Below are 17039 nucleotides of genomic sequence, written 5' to 3' on the forward strand. Positions count from 1 at the left end.
TTTAACCTAACTCCTACATACAGAGGGATTTGTTATAGGGATTAGCCTTACAGGGTACTGTATCGGCCCCTATCCTCTTTCTCTTCAGCATTTAATAACTTAGCTAAGATTTATGTAAAATTTAGTTCTGTATCAAAACCTTACCTAAAACTGCCACCACCCACAGCAAGATTCACTTATGCTTGTTCTAAGCCAAATGCATTGTGTAAAGTTCGTACACCCAATTCCAAGTACTTCTCATCCACTACTACTGAGATTTTTATCTCGGACGTTGAGATCATGCGAATGTTAATGCCTTCCTTCGCGAGCGCCTCAAACATACTACTGGCTATACCGGCATGGGAACGCATACCCACCCCTACCAGCGATATTTTTACAATTTTGTTATCACCGTTAACTTCTCTTGCACTCAAATTTTGTGCCACTTTGTTAAGTATTTGCATAGCACGGTCGTAATCATTGCGATGCACGGTAAAAGTAAAATCCGTGGTCCCGTCTGCACCCACGTTTTGGATTATCATATCCACTTCAATATTGGCCTCGCCGATGGGGCCTAATATGCTGTAAGCCACACCCGGCTGATCCGGCACACCCAAAATGGTCAATTTGGCTTCATCCCGGTTGAATGCAATACCGGAAATTTGGGCTTGTTCCATCTCATCTTCCTCATAGGTAATCAGTGTCCCTTCACCTTCTTCAAAAGAAGAAAGGACCCGCAGCGGTACATTGTATTTTCCAGCAAATTCCACTGAGCGAATCTGCAACACTTTCGACCCCAGGCTGGCCATTTCCAGCATTTCTTCAAACGTAATCCGACTCAGGCGTCGTGCCTCCGGCACAACGCGAGGATCAGTTGTATAAACTCCGTCCACATCGGTATAAATTTGACACTCGTCCGCCCCCAATGCAGCTGCCAATGCCACGGCAGTCGTATCTGAGCCACCCCGACCCAGTGTCGTAATATTGCCGTATTCATCCGACCCTTGAAATCCGGCGACAATGACAATTTTTCCTTGCTTCAAATCATTTTGTACCCGACTTTTCTCGATATCCAAAATTCGCGCTTTATTATGTGCATTATCGGTAAGAATGTGCACTTGCGAACCGGTATAAGATACAGCCGGATAACCCCGCTTAATCAGTGCCATCGACAACAAAGCGATGGTGACTTGCTCTCCGGTGGACAATAACACGTCCAGTTCCCGTGGTTCAGGCTGCTCCGTAATCGCTTTTGCCAATGCCACCAAGCGATTGGTTTCGCCACTCATGGCGGACACAACTACCACCACGTCATTGCCGGCATCCCGGTTGGTGATTACTTTTTCAGCAACATTTTCGATTCGCTCAACAGTGCCGACTGAAGTACCACCGTATTTCTGTACAATTAATGCCATTTTTTTTAGACCGAGTCAAAAAAGAGTTATTAATACCGATATTAAGATTGAAGCTTTTCTCTGATCCATTCGGGCACAGAAGTTAATGCCTCATCTAAGGTTTCTGGATTATTGCCCCCTGCCATAGCCATATCCGGGCGACCACCACCTTTACCACCCACCTGTTGGGCCACAACATTGACCAAATCTCCGGCTTTCACACGGCTTGTTTGATCCTTGCTCACACCAGCCACCAAGCTGACTTTACCGTCTACAACGGTTGCCAAAACCACTGCCGCCGATCCCAGTTTGTTCTTAAGTTGATCAACTGTATCTCGCAAGGACTTGGGCTCCACGCCGTCAAGACGTGCCGCAAGAACATTTATACCATTTATTTCTTGTGCTTTGCTTAAAAGGTCTTCGCCTTGATTACTGGCCAATTTTCCTTTCAAAGCCGCGAGTTCTTTTTCCAGATCTTTGTTTTTTCGCAACAGCTGATCAACTTTTTCCAATAAATGATCTGGTGAGGTTTTAACCAACCCACTTAGAGCCTTGAGTCGATGCTCTTGTTGTGCCACCCACTCCAAGGCTGTACGACCGCACACAGCTTCGATTCGCCTCACACCGGCCGCAGTGCCGGATTCCGCCACTATTTTGAATAAACCAATGTCGCCGGTACGGCTCACATGAGTGCCCCCACACAGCTCCACGGAAAAATCTCCCATGCTCAATACACGCACGGTATCCCCGTATTTTTCCCCGAACAAAGCCATAGCACCGGAATTTATGGCTTCCTTATGCGACATTAGTTGGGTTTTTACTTCCAGGTTAGCGCGAATTTGTTGGTTAACCAGGGCCTCGATTTGATCCAGTTGCTCTGCGCTCACAGCTTCATAGTGAGAAAAATCGAAGCGTAAATGCTCCGCATCCACTAAAGAACCTTTTTGTAGCACATGCTCCCCCAACACTTGGCGCAGGGCGGCATGCATTAAATGGGTCGCAGAGTGATGATGAGCAGTACCCAAGCGTCTAACCGTATCAGTCTCGGCACTGAGCGTATCGCCCAGTTTGACACGCCCTTCGGTCACTCGACCGATGTGCAAAATGACGTCGTTTTGCTTTTGGGTGTCTTCCACCACAAACTTCACCCCGCCCGCCGTGATCTGCCCCATATCCCCCACCTGACCGCCTGATTCCGCGTAAAATGGCGTACGGTCCAGCACCAATACACCCGGTGTATTGTGCTCCAGTTCATCCACGGCTTCGCCATCAGTGAATAAGGCTTTCACCTTGACCTGGTCGGCCAAATGCTCGTAACCGGTAAACTCTGTGTTTCCTTCGACTTTCAAGGACACCTGCTGTTCCATACCGAAATTACTAGCAGCACGGGCGCGATCACGTTGCAGCTGCATTTCCTTTTCAAAACCGGCCATATCCAGGGTTAGGTTACGTTCTCTGGCAATGTCTGCAGTTAAATCATCGGGAAATCCGTAGGTATCGTACAACTTAAATACTGTACTACCGGGGATAACTGTGCTTTTCAAAGAGCGAATTTCCTGCTCCAATATCGTCATGCCTTGATCCAACGTTTCGGCAAAACGCTCTTCTTCCTGTTTCAATAAACGCTTCACTTCGTCTTTTGCTTTCGCCAGTTCCGGATAGGCTGCGCCCATTTCCTTAACCAGCGGCTCTACCAACTGGTGAAAGAACGTACCTTTTATACCCAATTTGTGCCCGTGACGAATGGCGCGACGAATAATGCGCCGCAACACATAACCGCGAGTTTCATTGGAGGGCACTACTCCATCGACAATGAGAAAGGAGCAGGCACGAATATGGTCAGCAATCACTCTCAAGGACGTGTTATTCAGGTCGTTGATACCTGCCAATTTCGCTGCGGGCTTGAGCAGACTCTGAAAGGAATCAATCTCATAATTATTGTGCACCCCTTGCAGCACCGCCGCCAGGCGCTCCAAACCCATCCCGGTATCCACGGATGGTTTCGGTAAGGGTGTAAGAGTTCCATTGGCATCGCGGTTGTACTGCATAAACACCAGATTCCAGATTTCGATATAGCGATCACCATCTTCATCAGGTGATCCAGGTGGCCCTCCGGCGATGGCTTCACCATGGTCGTAAAAAATTTCACTACAGGGACCACAAGGACCGGTGTCCCCCATGGACCAGAAATTATCCTTCTCACCGATACGACCAAAGCGCTTTGGATCCACGCCCATGTCCTTTAGCCAAATATCCGCAGCTTCGTCGTCCTTTTCGTATACGGTGACCCACAGTTTCTCCGGTGGCAGACCAATAACCTGGGTTAAAAACTCCCAGGCGTACTGAATAGCATCACGCTTGAAATAATCACCAAAACTAAAGTTACCCAGCATTTCAAAAAAAGTATGATGTCTCGCTGTGTAACCTACGTTTTCCAGATCATTATGTTTCCCACCAGCCCGAACACAACGTTGGGAACTGGTTGCCCGAACGTAACTGCGTTTGTCCTGACCTAGAAACACGTCCTTGAACTGAACCATACCGGCATTGGTAAACAGTAAGGTGGGATCGTTTGCCGGCACCAGCGGACTGCTGGGCACCACTTCGTGACCACGCTCTTTAAAAAAAGTCAGGAATTTCTCACGTATTTCCGATGTCTTCATAATTTACTTATAACCATGCCATACATGTGCACGGACATGGCTGATTTATTCCTTTGTGTTAATAGATTATTGGTTACTGTGCTGCTTTATTCTTGAGAACCTTTTCTTTGTACTGCTTTTCTGTAACGATTGGTGTACAGTTATTTACACTGGCGATTGCGTCCATCGATTCAGCGTCAAAAACACACCCGGATCATAGTCATCACATCGTTAAAGGTTCCTTTGTAAGTGTCGCCTCATATCACACTGCCACTTTCACGTACTGGCTCAAAGCGTCCGCGTACTGGCTCAAAGCGTTCAATCCCTGGAAAACAAAGCCTTCATATGGCTGTGGCCGTAACCTCGGTACTGTAAAAACCTTGCCTGTTTGGCCTTTTCCTTTGGATCTTCGGGTACAGCGACACCAAACCGCTTCGCCCTGGCTTCTTCTGCCGCTTCGTCCCAACGTTCGTCGGACATATCCAAAAAGACTTGAATTAAGTCTTCATCCACACCCCGTTCTTTCAACTCGTGTTGTATTTTTATGGGGCCAAATCCTTTTTGTACCCGAAAGCGGATGTAAGACTCGGTAAAGCGGCTGTCGTTCTGGAGATTTTCAGCCCGCAATTGTTCCACTACCGTCTCTATCAAATTTTTGGGATAGGACTTTGTCTGCAATTTACGCTTAAGCTCGGCGCAGGAATGCTCCCTGCGCGCCAACATATTCATAGCGGCGATCCGCACATCCCGCAGTTTGGTTTCTGGAAACTCGAGTTCAGCCAATCGTGTCCTACGCCTCCATTTCCTCCAATTCCTGCCCTGCGTTCAGAGTCGGCAGCAAAGCAGCTCGAATTTGCCCTTCTATTTCGTCCGCTATATCCGGGTTTTCTTTCAGAAAGTTCCGTACGTTATCTTTACCCTGTCCGATGCGATCGCCGTTGTAACTGTACCAAGCTCCGCTTTTATCGATGATGTTTTCTTTCACACCCAGAGTGATTATCTCGCCTTCGAGGGAAATCCCCTCTCCATAGAGAATGTCGAACTCAGCCTGTTTAAACGGGGGTGCCACTTTGTTTTTCACCACTTTGACACGGGTTTCGTTACCGACAACCTCATCCCCTTTCTTTATAGCCCCGGTTCGACGAATATCCAAACGCACGGAGCTGTAAAATTTCAAAGCGTTCCCGCCGGTAGTGGTTTCCGGATTGCCAAACATAACGCCAATTTTCATGCGAATCTGGTTGATGAAAATCACCAGGGTATTGGAGCGTTTAATATTGGCCGTTAATTTACGCAAAGCCTGTGACATCAAACGGGCTTGTAATCCCACGTGATGATCACCCATATCCCCTTCGATTTCCGCTTTTGGTGTTAAAGCCGCCACCGAATCCACAACCACCACATCCACGGCGCCGGAGCGTACCAGCATGTCGGTAATTTCCAGCGCTTGCTCGCCCGTATCCGGTTGAGATACCAACAGGTCGTCCACGTTTACGCCCAATTTTTGCGCATAAGCTGGGTCGAGTGCATGTTCCGCATCCACAAATGCAGCGGTACCGCCCAATTTTTGTGACTCGGCCACCACCTGTAACGTCAGTGTGGTTTTTCCTGAGGACTCCGGACCATAGATTTCAACGATTCTCCCACGAGGCAGACCACCAATACCCAGTGCCACATCCAACCCCAAAGAACCGGTGGAAATCGCATCAATGTCACGCTGGGTATCGTTGTCTCCCATACGCATCACTGAGCCTTTCCCAAATTGTTTTTCGATCTGACTTAAAGCTGCACTTAGAGCCTTCTGCTTGTTGTCATCCACGTATGTCGTCCTCGTTGAAGTTGGTTTACTCGAACCTATCTCAAAATCCATATTTTGAGATAGGTTCTAAAAAATGCACGTATTCCGGCCCGCAATTATTCCATAGATCCGGCATAGCTCATAGTCAAATTATTTACGCAATGATCAATTTTTGTACTACAAAGATGGGAACCGGTTATGTATCAAAAACATACATTTTAGCGGATTTTCCGCGGTTTCGCGGTGAAATTGAGAACAGAAAAATCAAAGCGGAAATTAAGAGGTGATGACCCCAGACTCCAAGTGCTGCAACAAACCTCTTAGAGCAAACTCCACTGATTGACGGCGGATCCCGGCGCGATCACCGTCAAAGTGACAACAAATGCTCTCGCTACGATGGCTAACGCACCAGGCAAAACACACCGTTCCCACCGGCTTGGCTTCAGTACCGCCACCGGGTCCGGCAATACCACTGATGGCCAGGGCACATTGGGCGCGACTATGAGTAACGGCCCCTGCGGCCATTTCCAACACCGTAGCCTCACTAACCGCACCGTGTTGCACCAGGGTTTCTGAGCTTACCGCTAACATGTCCTGCTTGGCTTGGTTACTATAGGTAACAAACCCACGGTCAAACCACTGCGAACTCCCTTCGATGGCAGTCACGCTTTGAGCCACCCAGCCACCGGTACAGGATTCCGCTGTGGCCAGCATCCATCCCAGTTGCAACAAACGTTCTCCCACCTGGCGGGACAGGTCCGTCAGTACGTCCATTTATTTAATGCTTTGGTTCATATCGAATATGGGTAGTAAAATAGCCAGAACAATGACCAACACCACGCCACCCATCACTAAAATCAACACGGGCTCAAAGACACCCAGCAAACCGGCGGTGATGGATTCCAATTCCCGTTCCTGGCTTTCCGCCGCTCGTTCCAACATTTCTTCTATATTGCCGCTGGCTTCACCGCTGGCTATCAAGTGAATGGTCATGGGCGGAAAATATTTGCTCGCATCCAGGGCTTTGTGGATGGCAGAGCCTTCCCGGACTTTGGCCGCTGCCTCGTCTACCGCTTTACGCATAGGCAGATTCACAACTACCTGAGCGGAAATGCGTAACCCATCTAAAATAGGAACACCACTGGAGGCCACAATACTCAGCGTGCGAGCAAACCGGGCGGCGTTAACTCCGCGGACCATACGGCCAATTAATGGTATCCGCAGCAAACCCAAATGGACTTTAAAACGAAACCCTTCAAATTTCATAAAGTAAGCGAACATTCCCACCAAGACAAAGAGTGAAATCAGTAGCGGTAGCCAATACGCACCTAAAAATTCACTGATTTTTATGAGCCATTGAGTCAACAGGGGAAGATCGCGATTGATGTTTTCAAACACCTGTACGATTTTAGGAACCACAAAGGTAAGCAGAAAGGCCACCGCAAATATGGCTATCAATGTGAGAATAACCGGGTATATCAGCGCCTGAGACATTTTTTGAGTCAGTTGTTGGCGCGTCTCGGTATAGTCCGCCAAGCGCTCCAATACCACATCCAAATGTCCGGACTGCTCTCCGGCTTCAATGGTGGCTCGATACAATTCGGAAAATACATGGGGAAACTCGGCCAGTGCGTTGGCCAATGAATGGCCTTCCATGACTTTGGAACGTACCGCCATCACCAGACTTTTTAAACGCGCTTTTTCCGCCTGCTGACCGACAGTACGTAATGCTTCTTCAACCGGTAGACCGGATCGAACCAATGTAGCCCATTGCCGGGTAATGAGTGCTAATTGGGTGCCACTGATTTTGGTCCGAAAAAAAGTGCGCTGGGTTTTCGCTTCGCGTTGTTGAACCTCTTCAACTGCCAGGGGGGTCAACCCCTGTTCACGCAATTGCTGGCGAATCTGCCGGGCAGCATCGCCCTCCATAACGCCGGAGGTTTCCCGGCCCTTAGCATCCAGTGCGGTGTATTCAAAAGCGCCCAAGCTTAATCTTCCTTAGCCTTCTCGAGTTACCCGAACCACTTCATCTAAGGAAGTATCTCCGGCAGTTACCCGACGCAAACCGTCTTGACGAATACCTGCGGATTTGTTTCTTGCATAGGCCTCCAAAGCGTGTTCGCCGGAACCGTCGTGAATCATGTCACGCAAATTGTCATCCACTTCGATGAGCTCATAAATACCGGTACGACCCCGATAGCCTTGGTAGTTACATTTGGCGCAACCTTTTGGCTTGAATATTTGCGGTGGATTTGCGCTGTCAAAACCGAAACGTTCGCATTCCAATTCATTGGGGGTATAAGGTTCTTTACACTCATGGCACAATATCCGTACCAAGCGCTGAGCCAATACGCCTAACAAACTGGAGGACAGTAAAAAGGGTTCTACCCCCATATCACGCAATCGGGTCACCGCCCCTACCGCGCTATTGGTATGCAAGGTAGATAACACCAAGTGACCGGTTAAGCTGGCTTGTACGGCAATTTCCGCCGTTTCCAAGTCACGAATTTCACCCACCATAACCACATCCGGGTCTTGGCGCAAAATAGCACGTAACCCACGGGCAAAACTCATATCCACCTTGCTGTTCACATTGGTCTGACTGACCCCTTCCAAGTTGTACTCTATGGGATCTTCCACCGTCATAATATTACGACGGTTATTGTTCAAACTGGATATTCCGGCGTACAGGGTAGTGGTTTTTCCGGAACCGGTGGGTCCGGTAACCAACAAAATGCCATGGGGTCGATGAATGACCCGCTCCAGTACATTGAGGGACACGGGATTCATACCCAGATGTTCCAAATCCAGACGCCCCGCTTGTTTGTCCAATAAGCGTAGTACAACTCTCTCGCCCTGCCCGGTAGGTATGGTGGAAACACGCACATCCACTGGACGCCCCGCCACCAACAATGAAATCCGACCATCCTGAGGCAAACGTTTCTCCGCAATATCCAACTTGGCCATAACTTTGATTCGGGACACAATTAAGGGAGCCAATACGCGTCGCGGTGACAGCACTTCGCGCAATACACCATCTACCCGAAACCGCACCGTTAACTTGGTTTCAAAAGGCTCAATATGTATGTCCGAAGCGTCTTCCTTGATGGCCTGGGTAAAAATAGCGTTTATAAGACGAATGATCGGCGCATCATCCTCGCTCTCAAGCAAGTCTTCAGGTTCGGGCAATTGCTCCGCCACCTGAAACAGGTCTGCTTCATCGTCCAGATCATCCATCATTTGCATGGCATGATCCGAATCCTGTTCGTAGGCACGCTGCAAGGTACCGTCAAATTCGTCCGGGTGCACCACATTCAACTTAATCGGTACTTGCAAGTAACGCCGAATCTCCGCCAATATAGCCGGAGTTACGCCGGGGCGGCATAACACCTGCGCCTTACCCTGCTGCTGCTCTGTAACCAATACTCCGTGACGTTTGGCAAACGCAAAGGGCAACTGCCGAGCAGCCGATGCGATTTCTGCGGTTGGCTCTGGCAGCGCATCAGGCACACTACCGGACTCGTGCGACAGAGTTTGTTCGTCCATTTTAGAAATTTTCGTCCGCGGTGGGTGGCGGTGGCAATTCGCTCGCCGGAGCCGGTGTTTGTACCGCTCTGGATTGAGGCGGTGGCTGCAGTGTTTTCCCTTCAAACAAGGGTTTAGCGTCCGGGTTCAAGCTATGAAAACTGGGCGGCAATTCCATCATCACATCAAACTCGGGTAATATAGGACGAGACTCCTCGGCCAGAATGGGTAATTCCTCTCCCGCCTGAAGTTGTAAATTACGCATATAGGTGTATTTGCTATTGGTCAAGATGGTGCCTTGGCGTTCGTCGCGCAATATAACCGGCCGCAAAAACACCATTAAATTGGTTTTCAATTTCTTCACCGAACTGTGGCGGAACAAAGCCCCGAGTATGGGAATATCGCCCAAGATAGGCACTTGTTGATGAGCTTCCACTACATCATCCTTCACCAAACCGCCCAATACGAGCATTTTGCCATTATCCACCATCACACTGGTGTTGATTTTCCTCTCCACCGTCACCACATCACCTTGGCCCGCAGCCCCCTGTTTGATGCTGTCCACTGATTGATTGATCTCCAGTAAAATGGCATCACCTTCATTGATCTGGGGTTTCACTTTCAGGGAAATCCCGATGGGTACCCGTTCATAAGTAGTAAAAGGATTAGCGGGGGCCGTTCCGCCACCGGTATTGGTAAAGGAACCGGTGGGAATGGATACCTCCTCGCCGATAAATATTTCCGCTTCCTGATTGTCCATCGTGACAATACTGGGGGTGGATAGAATATTGGTGTCCCCGGTACTTCTTAGCGCTTTGATGACGCCGGCAAAGTTAAAGGTATTACTATTAAAACGACCAAACGCCAGAGTGGCACCCGATCCCAACAGACCGGCGGCATCCTGAGCTCTACCGGACTCGTTATAGGCAACAACAGATCCTACACCGCTGCTGCTCGCGTTGATGGTTCCCACCGGACGGTCGCTGTTACTACCATCAAAAAACCACTCAATCCCCATTTCGGCAGCCTTATCTACAGAGACTTCTGCAATGATGGCCTCCACCATAACTTGGGCCCGACGCACATCCAATTGACGAATCACTGCTTCCAGAGAACGGAACAATGCCGGAGGCGCCGTGATCACCAACGCATTCGCAGTCTCATCAGCCTGAATGTTCAATAAAGGCTGTCCGCTACCACTCGGCCGACTCGCCACCGGCGCAGGCGCTCCTTTAGCACCCGGCTTACCCGCGATACCCGCCTTTTTCTGGGTATCACCGACTCCGGTCAGTACCGGCACCATATCCTTGGCATTGGCATAACGTAAGTACACTACATGGGTATCCCCCACCACTTCGGATGGTGTGTCCAAGTGAGAAATGATGGCTCGTAATTGCAGTCGCGCAGATTTGTCGCCGCCAATCAATATACTGTTAGTGCGCTCATCTGCCACAAACGTGGGTTCATCTGTTTTAGCTGCCCCCTTGGTCGCTTTTTGTTGCAAACTGGTTAATACTCGCACAAGGTCTGCCGCTGCTGCATGCTCCAACTGGATTATTTCGATTTCACCACTGGTGGGTTGATCGATACGCTTGATGATTTTGACGATGCGCTCAATATTACGCGCCCGATCGGAAATAATGAGCACATTGCTCTGTGGGTAGGCGGCCAAGTGTCCTTGAGGCGGCACCAATGGACGTAAAATAGGTACTAACTGCGCCGCATTGACGTGATCAATTTCTATCACACGGGTTACAGCCTCATCACCCTTTCCCGGGTTTTTTTCATTGGCACTGGGCATGCCGCTGTGTTTACCATCTGCATCCGGAATGATTTTAATGACTCGACCGCTGGGAATTGCGGTATAGCCATGCACATCCAACACGCTTAAAAAAACTTCGTAAACTTCACGCTCGTTCAACGCTCGTTTGGAAATAATGGTCACTTTACCTTTGACGCGAGGATCTACAATAAAGTTTTTCCCGGTCACATCGGCTACTGCCTGAATCACGGCGTTAATGTCTGCGCCTTTAAAATTTAGACTCAGTTTGGCTGCAGTAGCCGGGACATGAAACAACACCGCCAACAATAAAACCGATGCCGCCCAAACTCGCGGTTGCAACCGGCCTGTTAATTGTGTACTTCGTTTAAACATAAACATTATTAAATCGCCTGTTTTGATTATTCTTGCCCCGTTCATCCCTGCGAGATCTACCTACAACTGCAACATCGCCCACCCCTGACGACATCACGACAATTACTCCTTATGACAAACCTGTCAGCAATCCAAGTTACTTTCTTAAACCGTTAAGCTAAGGCAAGGTAAAAGAAGATGATTGTGGCACACCATTACGCTCAAAATCCACCGTAAACTGGGTTGTACTGGGTAAGGCCTTGATAATTTCCAAGGCTTTAAGCGGATTATCCAAGGGAATACCATTGACGGACGTTACCACATCGCCATTACGCAACCCCAGCATTCCCAGCAGCTTGCGATCCTTCCCCGGCCTGACCCGATAACCCACAAGTTTACCGCCTTTGTTGTACGGTTGCACCCGCAAGGGAAACTTGCTCATGACAGTCTGTGGGTTATTGACCAAATCGTCTCGATACTTTTTTAACGTAGTCTGTGCCGCGGGGTTCATCTGAAGATCCCGCGACGGAGCGGATGAGCGCCGCAAACTGGCGTCCCGCCGCATTTCGTCCGCACCGGTGGACGGGGGCAATTCCACCGGCAATTTAAGCGTTTCATAACTACCGTTGCGCTCCAACAGAACTTTATCTTCAAAAACCTGAGCCAATACCGCTCCGGCCGTCACCGTCTCTCCGGTTGAAAAATAAGCATCATCACCCTTACTGTCGGCAATAATGGCCAAGCCGCTATAAGGATCCTTGGTAGCGAACACACCCTTTAATTTCAGGTTCAACCGTGTTTCCGGCGCATCTTCTACCGGTGGTGGCGGACTGTCCTCAACCACCACTTGTTGCTCAAATTTACCGAACAAATTCCAGGCAGAAATTTGCAAGGCAACGGGTTCCTGTGCGTTAGTGCGGGAAACCGGGGAAACGTGACCTCTATTATCTTGAGAAAAAGTTGATCGATGCTCAGGCACGGGGACCAGCTTCCAGGTTATCTGCGCCAGAGTGTTGCCCAGCATGATCACTAATAATATGGTTACCATGGCGGGCATACGCTTATCCAGGCGATCAACCCAGTAATGCTGTAAAAAAAACTCCCAATACTTCATGTAAACCCCATTCCCCCTTCATGAATGGTTATCGAATTTCACGGATGGATAATGATACCTGATTGATTCAAATAAATATTGTAAACTTTACACAAAACCGGATCTTCCAAAGAATGATCGGACCGTCCGCTATCATCGTAACTTATTGATTGTATTGCGCATTTATGCCAACATCAAAGCCACCATCCGCACCGAGGCGATTAACCTCACTGATTAGTCTACCATTTGTGTGGCTAAGTTCAGTCCTGAGCTCAACCATGACCTTAAATGCATGCCAGAACCTCACTCAAGAACCCACTCCTGTCGCATCCAATCTCCCCTATAACGGCGTGAATGCAGCCGGCCAGGCCTCTCCCATGGATCAAGCAGCCTGTGTTTTCGATCAACAAAGCGGTTTACTGTGGGAACTAAAAACCCAAAAAAACCGCCTCTATACCTATTCCTGGTTTAGCGACGACCCCAAAAACAACGGCGGCTTTGCGGGCTATCGCAATCGTGGGCTCTGCCCCATACAGTGTGACACCAATGCCTATATCGTCAACATCAACGTCCAAAGTTTATGTGGCAGCTCGCAGTGGCGCTTACCCACTAGGGAAGAACTGCGCTCTTTAGTAGACTACACCCAGCCCGCACCCGGCCCAGCCATAAACCCCATCTGGTTCCCCAACACGGCTTCACAGTTTTACTGGTCTTCTACCGCGGATGCCAACGACCGAGACAGCGCCTGGGGCATTGGATTCACCTTTGGTTTTGACTATTCCTATTTTAAGAGCGATCAAGGCCATATTCGCCTGGTAAGTCCATGGCCGCCAAAAACATAACTCAATGCAAAGTCGCTCCAAGGCGTCTGGCCGTCTTGTTGGGCCTATATTCAAGCTTTACCTGGAGCCAGGACTGCAACCCGGCGATTACGGCCACAGCACCTGCCAAAGTATTCACCTTATACAAAAATGGTACCGCCCTGGATACCCGCAGTGGATTATTGTGGCAACGCTGTAGTCTGGGACAACGTTGGGATCAAGACAATAAGCGCTGCTTGGGTCAGGCTCTTCACCAATCCTGGCACAAGGCAAGCAATGCCGCCGCAGCACAGCTTGTTGGCTGGCGTCTACCCTCAGTTAATGAACTGAGTGCCCTGGTTGAATCCAAATGCCAATCCCCGGCTATCGATCAAACCGTGTTTCCAGACACTCCGATCGATCATTTTTGGACAGCAACACCTTTTGTCGGACAAGCCGATTATCATTGGCTGGTACAATTTCAGTTTGGAGAAAACCACGTGGACAAAGACTCGCGTGGAGCCCTGCTACGCTTGGTCAAAGATTTAGGATCGTTGAAGCCTTGAGAAAGCGACTCAGTGCTCGCACGTCGCCAAAAACTGGATTTCCGGCCAACGTTCAATGGTCAATTCTAGATTCACTCGGGTAGGGGCGATGTAACACAGCTGTTGGGCAGCGTCTAATGCAAGATTGTCAGCGGCTTTTTTACGAAACTCCTCCAACCGTTTAGCGTCCTCGCATTTAACCCAGCGTGCGGTAGCGACGTTAACCGTTTCAAAACTGCATTCCACATTGTATTCATGCTTTAAACGGTGCGCGACCACATCGAACTGCAGTATACCCACGGCGCCCACGATCAAATCGTTATTATTTAGGGGTCGAAACAGTTGTGACGCCCCTTCTTCGCACAGCTCCTGCAGCCCTTTTTGTAAGGCTTTTAGCCTTAGCGGGTCACGTAAACGTGCCCGGCGAAACAGTTCAGGAGCAAAATGAGGAATACCGGTATATTTAAGGTCCTCACCCTGGGTAAAGGTGTCACCGATTTGGATGGTGCCATGATTGTGTAGCCCTATAATATCACCCGGATATGCGTTCTCCACATGCTCCCGATCTGACGCCATAAAGGTAATGGCATTGGGGATTTTTACGTCACGCCCAATACGCACATGTCGCAACTTCATACCCTTAGTGTATTCACCGGAACAAATACGCAAAAAAGCAATTCTGTCACGGTGAGCAGGATCCATATTAGCCTGAATTTTAAAAACAAAGCCGGTGAACGGTTGTTCATCGGGAGAGACTTCACGGCTTAATGTTTGGCGCGGGGGCGGTGCCGGAGCATAATCCACCAACGCATCCAGCAACTCCTTGACCCCGAAATTATTGATCGCGGACCCGAAAAACACAGGGGTCAATTTGCCTTCCAAAAAGGCTTGCCGGTCAAATTCATGGCTGGCACCGCGAACCAACTCCACTTCTTCACGGAATTCCGAGATAATGGGACCCAACAATTCATCCAACCGGGGATTATCCAACCCTTCGATGATTTCCCCTTCCTGAACTTTGCCACCGTGGCTGGGGCTAAACAAATACACATTATTATGATAGAGATTGAAAACCCCTTTAAACTGCTTACCCATGCCAATGGGCCAGGTGATGGGGGCACACTGAATTTTGAGAATGTCCTCTACTTCATCCAGCAAATCCACCGGATCCCGTCCCTCGCGATCAAGCTTATTAATGAAGCTGATGATGGGGGTATCACGCAGACGGCACACTTCCATCAGCTTAATGGTACGGTCTTCCACCCCTTTGGCACAGTCAATCACCATCAGAGCGGAGTCCGCTGCGGTCAAGGTGCGATAGGTATCTTCGGAGAAGTCCTCATGTCCCGGAGTATCCAAAAGGTTGATGGTTCGCCCTTCGTAGGGAAACTGCATAACCGAAGAGGTAACGGAAATACCACGTTGTTGTTCCAAGGCCATCCAGTCTGATGTGGCATGGCGCGCGGCTTTGCGACCCTTTACGGTACCAGCCATTTGGATGGCTTTACCGTAAAGTAACAACTTCTCAGTGAGGGTGGTTTTTCCCGCGTCCGGATGAGAAATGATGGCGAAACTTCGCCTCAATTGAGCTTGTTCAGCTATGTTTGCCATTACATCCAAAGGAAAAAAATGGTGGGCCGTATAGGATTCGAACCTATGACACACGGATTAAAAGTCCGGTGCTCTACCGACTGAGCTAACGGCCCCTGTTTGGAAAAGAGCTGCAATCATACAGAAATGATTGAGAATAACAAGACCTTGAGGCGATTTTCGGCGCTTTTTTTAGCCGACAAATCGCCTCAAATAATTGATTTTGATCTTTTACACCGCCTCCAACTTACGCATACCACTGGGTAATAATTTCATATCCACCAGGGCGGTAATAAAAGCAGCGGCATAGCTGGCGTCAGCTTCATAAACCAATTTGTAATACTGGATTTTCATGGTCAGAGCACTGCCAAAAATAAAAGATACGAAGGCCATCATTGAGCCAATCGCAAGAGTAGAGAAACCGGTTACACCCTGTCCGATAGTACACCCCATGGACAGGATGCCGCCAATACCCATCAAGGTACCGCCAACCGCGTGAGCCGCAAAATCCTTCAATCCAGTGAACCACTCGATGCGAAATTTACGGAATATAATGGCATACAGGAACGAGCCCAGAATCACCCCAAATAACCCCGCCACACCAAAGGTAATTAACAATTTATTACCACCACTGAGAGCCAGATCAAAGGTCTCCCCCATGGGATTGGTAAAAGAAAAGGACTGGGAACCCACACCCAGCGGAATCTCATCCATCATTTCGGTCTCACCAATCCACTCCTGGCCCATGGGACCGCTGGTCACATACCAGGCAGCAACTACACACAATCCAACCACCAGACCACCCACGATGTTGTCCAGACCCTTGCGAAAATCCTCAGACTTAAACACATAGACCAACAAACCAACAGCTATTAAGCCGCCAAGAATCAACCGCATTGTGACCGCGTCAGCCATGCCGGTTGCCGCAAACACACTACCCAAATCCTGCCCCTGAACACCCAGTTTGGCCAAATCGATGGTTATGGGATTCATCCAACTGTAGAACAAAACACCGTAAAAATCGGTTTTCGTCATCAGATAGGCGAAAAAAGCCGCTATCACCAAAACAAAAACAGACTTGATATTACCGCCGCCGATACGTACCAGGGTTTTGTTACCGCAACCACTACCCAATGTCATACCGATACCGAACAGGACACCACCAAGAATATAGCGGAGCCAATCAAACATGGCCGTACGATAAGGAGGCCGCATGCTGGAGGTGTCCACCATACCAGCGTATTCCAAGATGATAACTCCGACGATAGCGACCGCGATGGCCAAAAACCAGGCTCTGAGTCGGCTCTTATCCCCCATATTCACCATGTCCGAAACCGCGCCCATGGTACAGAAGTTGGTTTTGTTGACAACAGCTCCCATCACCACTGCGATGATCAAACCGGCCAGTAAAACTTGCTGGGTAATATGTAGGTCCATTAGTGACTCCGCTTATAAGATCTGGTTTCACGAAAGCCGTAAGTCTATCAGATAATCCTAATACAGTTAAATGAAAATTAATCCGGACAAGCCGCAAAAACA

The 17039-nt window shown here is 49.1% G+C and carries 13 protein-coding genes and 1 tRNA gene; 2 read left to right on the forward strand and 12 right to left on the reverse strand.

The window, feature by feature from the left end:
* Window positions 1-176 precede the first annotated feature (176 nt).
* The 9 genes from OEY58_11405 to gspC all read right to left on the reverse strand — a co-directional run bounded on the left by OEY58_11405 (window position 177) and on the right by gspC (window position 12586).
* Window positions 177-1394: an aspartate kinase gene (locus tag OEY58_11405; protein ID MDH5326058.1), complete on the reverse strand. Its 1218-nt coding sequence runs from the start codon at window positions 1392-1394 to the stop codon at window positions 177-179.
* Window positions 1395-1435: 41 nt separating this feature from the next.
* Complete coding sequence (alaS, locus tag OEY58_11410; GenBank protein MDH5326059.1) at window positions 1436-4036, reverse strand: alanine--tRNA ligase; 2601 nt, start codon at window positions 4034-4036, stop codon at window positions 1436-1438.
* 297 nt (window positions 4037-4333) lie between these two features.
* Window positions 4334-4798, reverse strand: a complete 465-nt coding sequence (locus OEY58_11415; GenBank protein ID MDH5326060.1) for a recombination regulator RecX — start codon at window positions 4796-4798, stop codon at window positions 4334-4336.
* 7 nt (window positions 4799-4805) lie between these two features.
* Window positions 4806-5834, reverse strand: a complete 1029-nt coding sequence (gene recA, locus OEY58_11420) for a recombinase RecA (protein ID MDH5326061.1) — start codon at window positions 5832-5834, stop codon at window positions 4806-4808.
* Window positions 5835-6089: 255 nt separating this feature from the next.
* Window positions 6090-6587, reverse strand: coding sequence for a CinA family protein (locus tag OEY58_11425; protein ID MDH5326062.1), 498 nt, complete (start codon window positions 6585-6587; stop codon window positions 6090-6092).
* The gene (gene gspF / locus OEY58_11430; GenBank protein MDH5326063.1) at window positions 6588-7799 is read right to left on the reverse strand and encodes a type II secretion system inner membrane protein GspF; all 1212 of its coding nucleotides are present in this window, start codon (window positions 7797-7799) and stop codon (window positions 6588-6590) included. It lies immediately after the preceding gene.
* A 12-nt stretch (window positions 7800-7811) separates the two neighbouring features.
* Complete coding sequence (gene gspE, locus OEY58_11435) at window positions 7812-9359, reverse strand: type II secretion system ATPase GspE (protein MDH5326064.1); 1548 nt, start codon at window positions 9357-9359, stop codon at window positions 7812-7814.
* A 1-nt stretch (window position 9360) separates the two neighbouring features.
* Window positions 9361-11499, reverse strand: a complete 2139-nt coding sequence (gspD, locus tag OEY58_11440) for a type II secretion system secretin GspD (protein ID MDH5326065.1) — start codon at window positions 11497-11499, stop codon at window positions 9361-9363.
* Between the two features lie 151 nt (window positions 11500-11650).
* The gene (gspC, locus tag OEY58_11445; protein MDH5326066.1) at window positions 11651-12586 is read right to left on the reverse strand and encodes a type II secretion system protein GspC; all 936 of its coding nucleotides are present in this window, start codon (window positions 12584-12586) and stop codon (window positions 11651-11653) included.
* A gap of 257 nt (window positions 12587-12843) precedes the next feature.
* On the opposite strand from gspC, the gene OEY58_11450 reads away from it, so the two are divergent.
* Both OEY58_11450 and OEY58_11455 read left to right on the forward strand, forming a co-directional pair.
* Window positions 12844-13407, forward strand: coding sequence for a DUF1566 domain-containing protein (locus tag OEY58_11450; GenBank protein MDH5326067.1), 564 nt, complete (start codon window positions 12844-12846; stop codon window positions 13405-13407).
* Window positions 13389-13931 (forward strand): DUF1566 domain-containing protein, encoded by a 543-nt coding sequence (locus OEY58_11455; GenBank protein ID MDH5326068.1) that lies wholly within the window; start codon window positions 13389-13391, stop codon window positions 13929-13931. Before OEY58_11450 ends, OEY58_11455 begins: the two co-directional genes overlap by 19 nt.
* 9 nt (window positions 13932-13940) lie before the next feature.
* Here OEY58_11455 and OEY58_11460 read toward each other — a convergent pair whose 3' ends face one another.
* From OEY58_11460 to OEY58_11470, 3 genes are all read right to left on the reverse strand, one after another.
* A complete protein-coding gene (locus tag OEY58_11460) occupies window positions 13941-15521 on the reverse strand; it encodes a peptide chain release factor 3 (protein MDH5326069.1) in 1581 nt (526 codons plus the stop codon).
* Window positions 15522-15540: 19 nt separating this feature from the next.
* A tRNA-Lys gene (locus OEY58_11465) sits at window positions 15541-15616 on the reverse strand.
* 115 nt (window positions 15617-15731) lie between these two features.
* The gene (locus tag OEY58_11470) at window positions 15732-16937 is read right to left on the reverse strand and encodes a YeeE/YedE family protein (protein MDH5326070.1); all 1206 of its coding nucleotides are present in this window, start codon (window positions 16935-16937) and stop codon (window positions 15732-15734) included.
* Between the last annotated feature and the right edge of the window lie 102 nt (window positions 16938-17039).

The sequence above is a fragment of the Gammaproteobacteria bacterium genome, assembly GCA_029882975.1.
In the GTDB taxonomy this organism is placed as follows: Bacteria; Pseudomonadota; Gammaproteobacteria; order SZUA-152; family SZUA-152; genus JAJDNG01.

What these genes read in the sequence shown, in the direction of transcription:
- OEY58_11405 (MDH5326058.1), bottom strand. Translation starts at nt 1,394, where the DNA reads ATGGCATTAATTGTACAGAAATACGGTGGTACTTCAGTCGGCACTGTT.
- alaS (MDH5326059.1), bottom strand. Translation starts at nt 4,036, where the DNA reads ATGAAGACATCGGAAATACGTGAGAAATTCCTGACTTTTTTTAAAGAG.
- OEY58_11425 (MDH5326062.1), bottom strand. Translation starts at nt 6,587, where the DNA reads ATGGACGTACTGACGGACCTGTCCCGCCAGGTGGGAGAACGTTTGTTG.
- gspE (MDH5326064.1), bottom strand. Translation starts at nt 9,359, where the DNA reads ATGGACGAACAAACTCTGTCGCACGAGTCCGGTAGTGTGCCTGATGCG.
- gspD (MDH5326065.1), bottom strand. Translation starts at nt 11,499, where the DNA reads ATGTTTATGTTTAAACGAAGTACACAATTAACAGGCCGGTTGCAACCG.
- gspC (MDH5326066.1), bottom strand. Translation starts at nt 12,586, where the DNA reads ATGAAGTATTGGGAGTTTTTTTTACAGCATTACTGGGTTGATCGCCTG.
- OEY58_11450 (MDH5326067.1), top strand. Translation starts at nt 12,844, where the DNA reads ATGACCTTAAATGCATGCCAGAACCTCACTCAAGAACCCACTCCTGTC.
- OEY58_11455 (MDH5326068.1), top strand. Translation starts at nt 13,389, where the DNA reads ATGGCCGCCAAAAACATAACTCAATGCAAAGTCGCTCCAAGGCGTCTG.
- OEY58_11460 (MDH5326069.1), bottom strand. Translation starts at nt 15,521, where the DNA reads ATGGCAAACATAGCTGAACAAGCTCAATTGAGGCGAAGTTTCGCCATC.
- OEY58_11470 (MDH5326070.1), bottom strand. Translation starts at nt 16,937, where the DNA reads ATGGACCTACATATTACCCAGCAAGTTTTACTGGCCGGTTTGATCATC.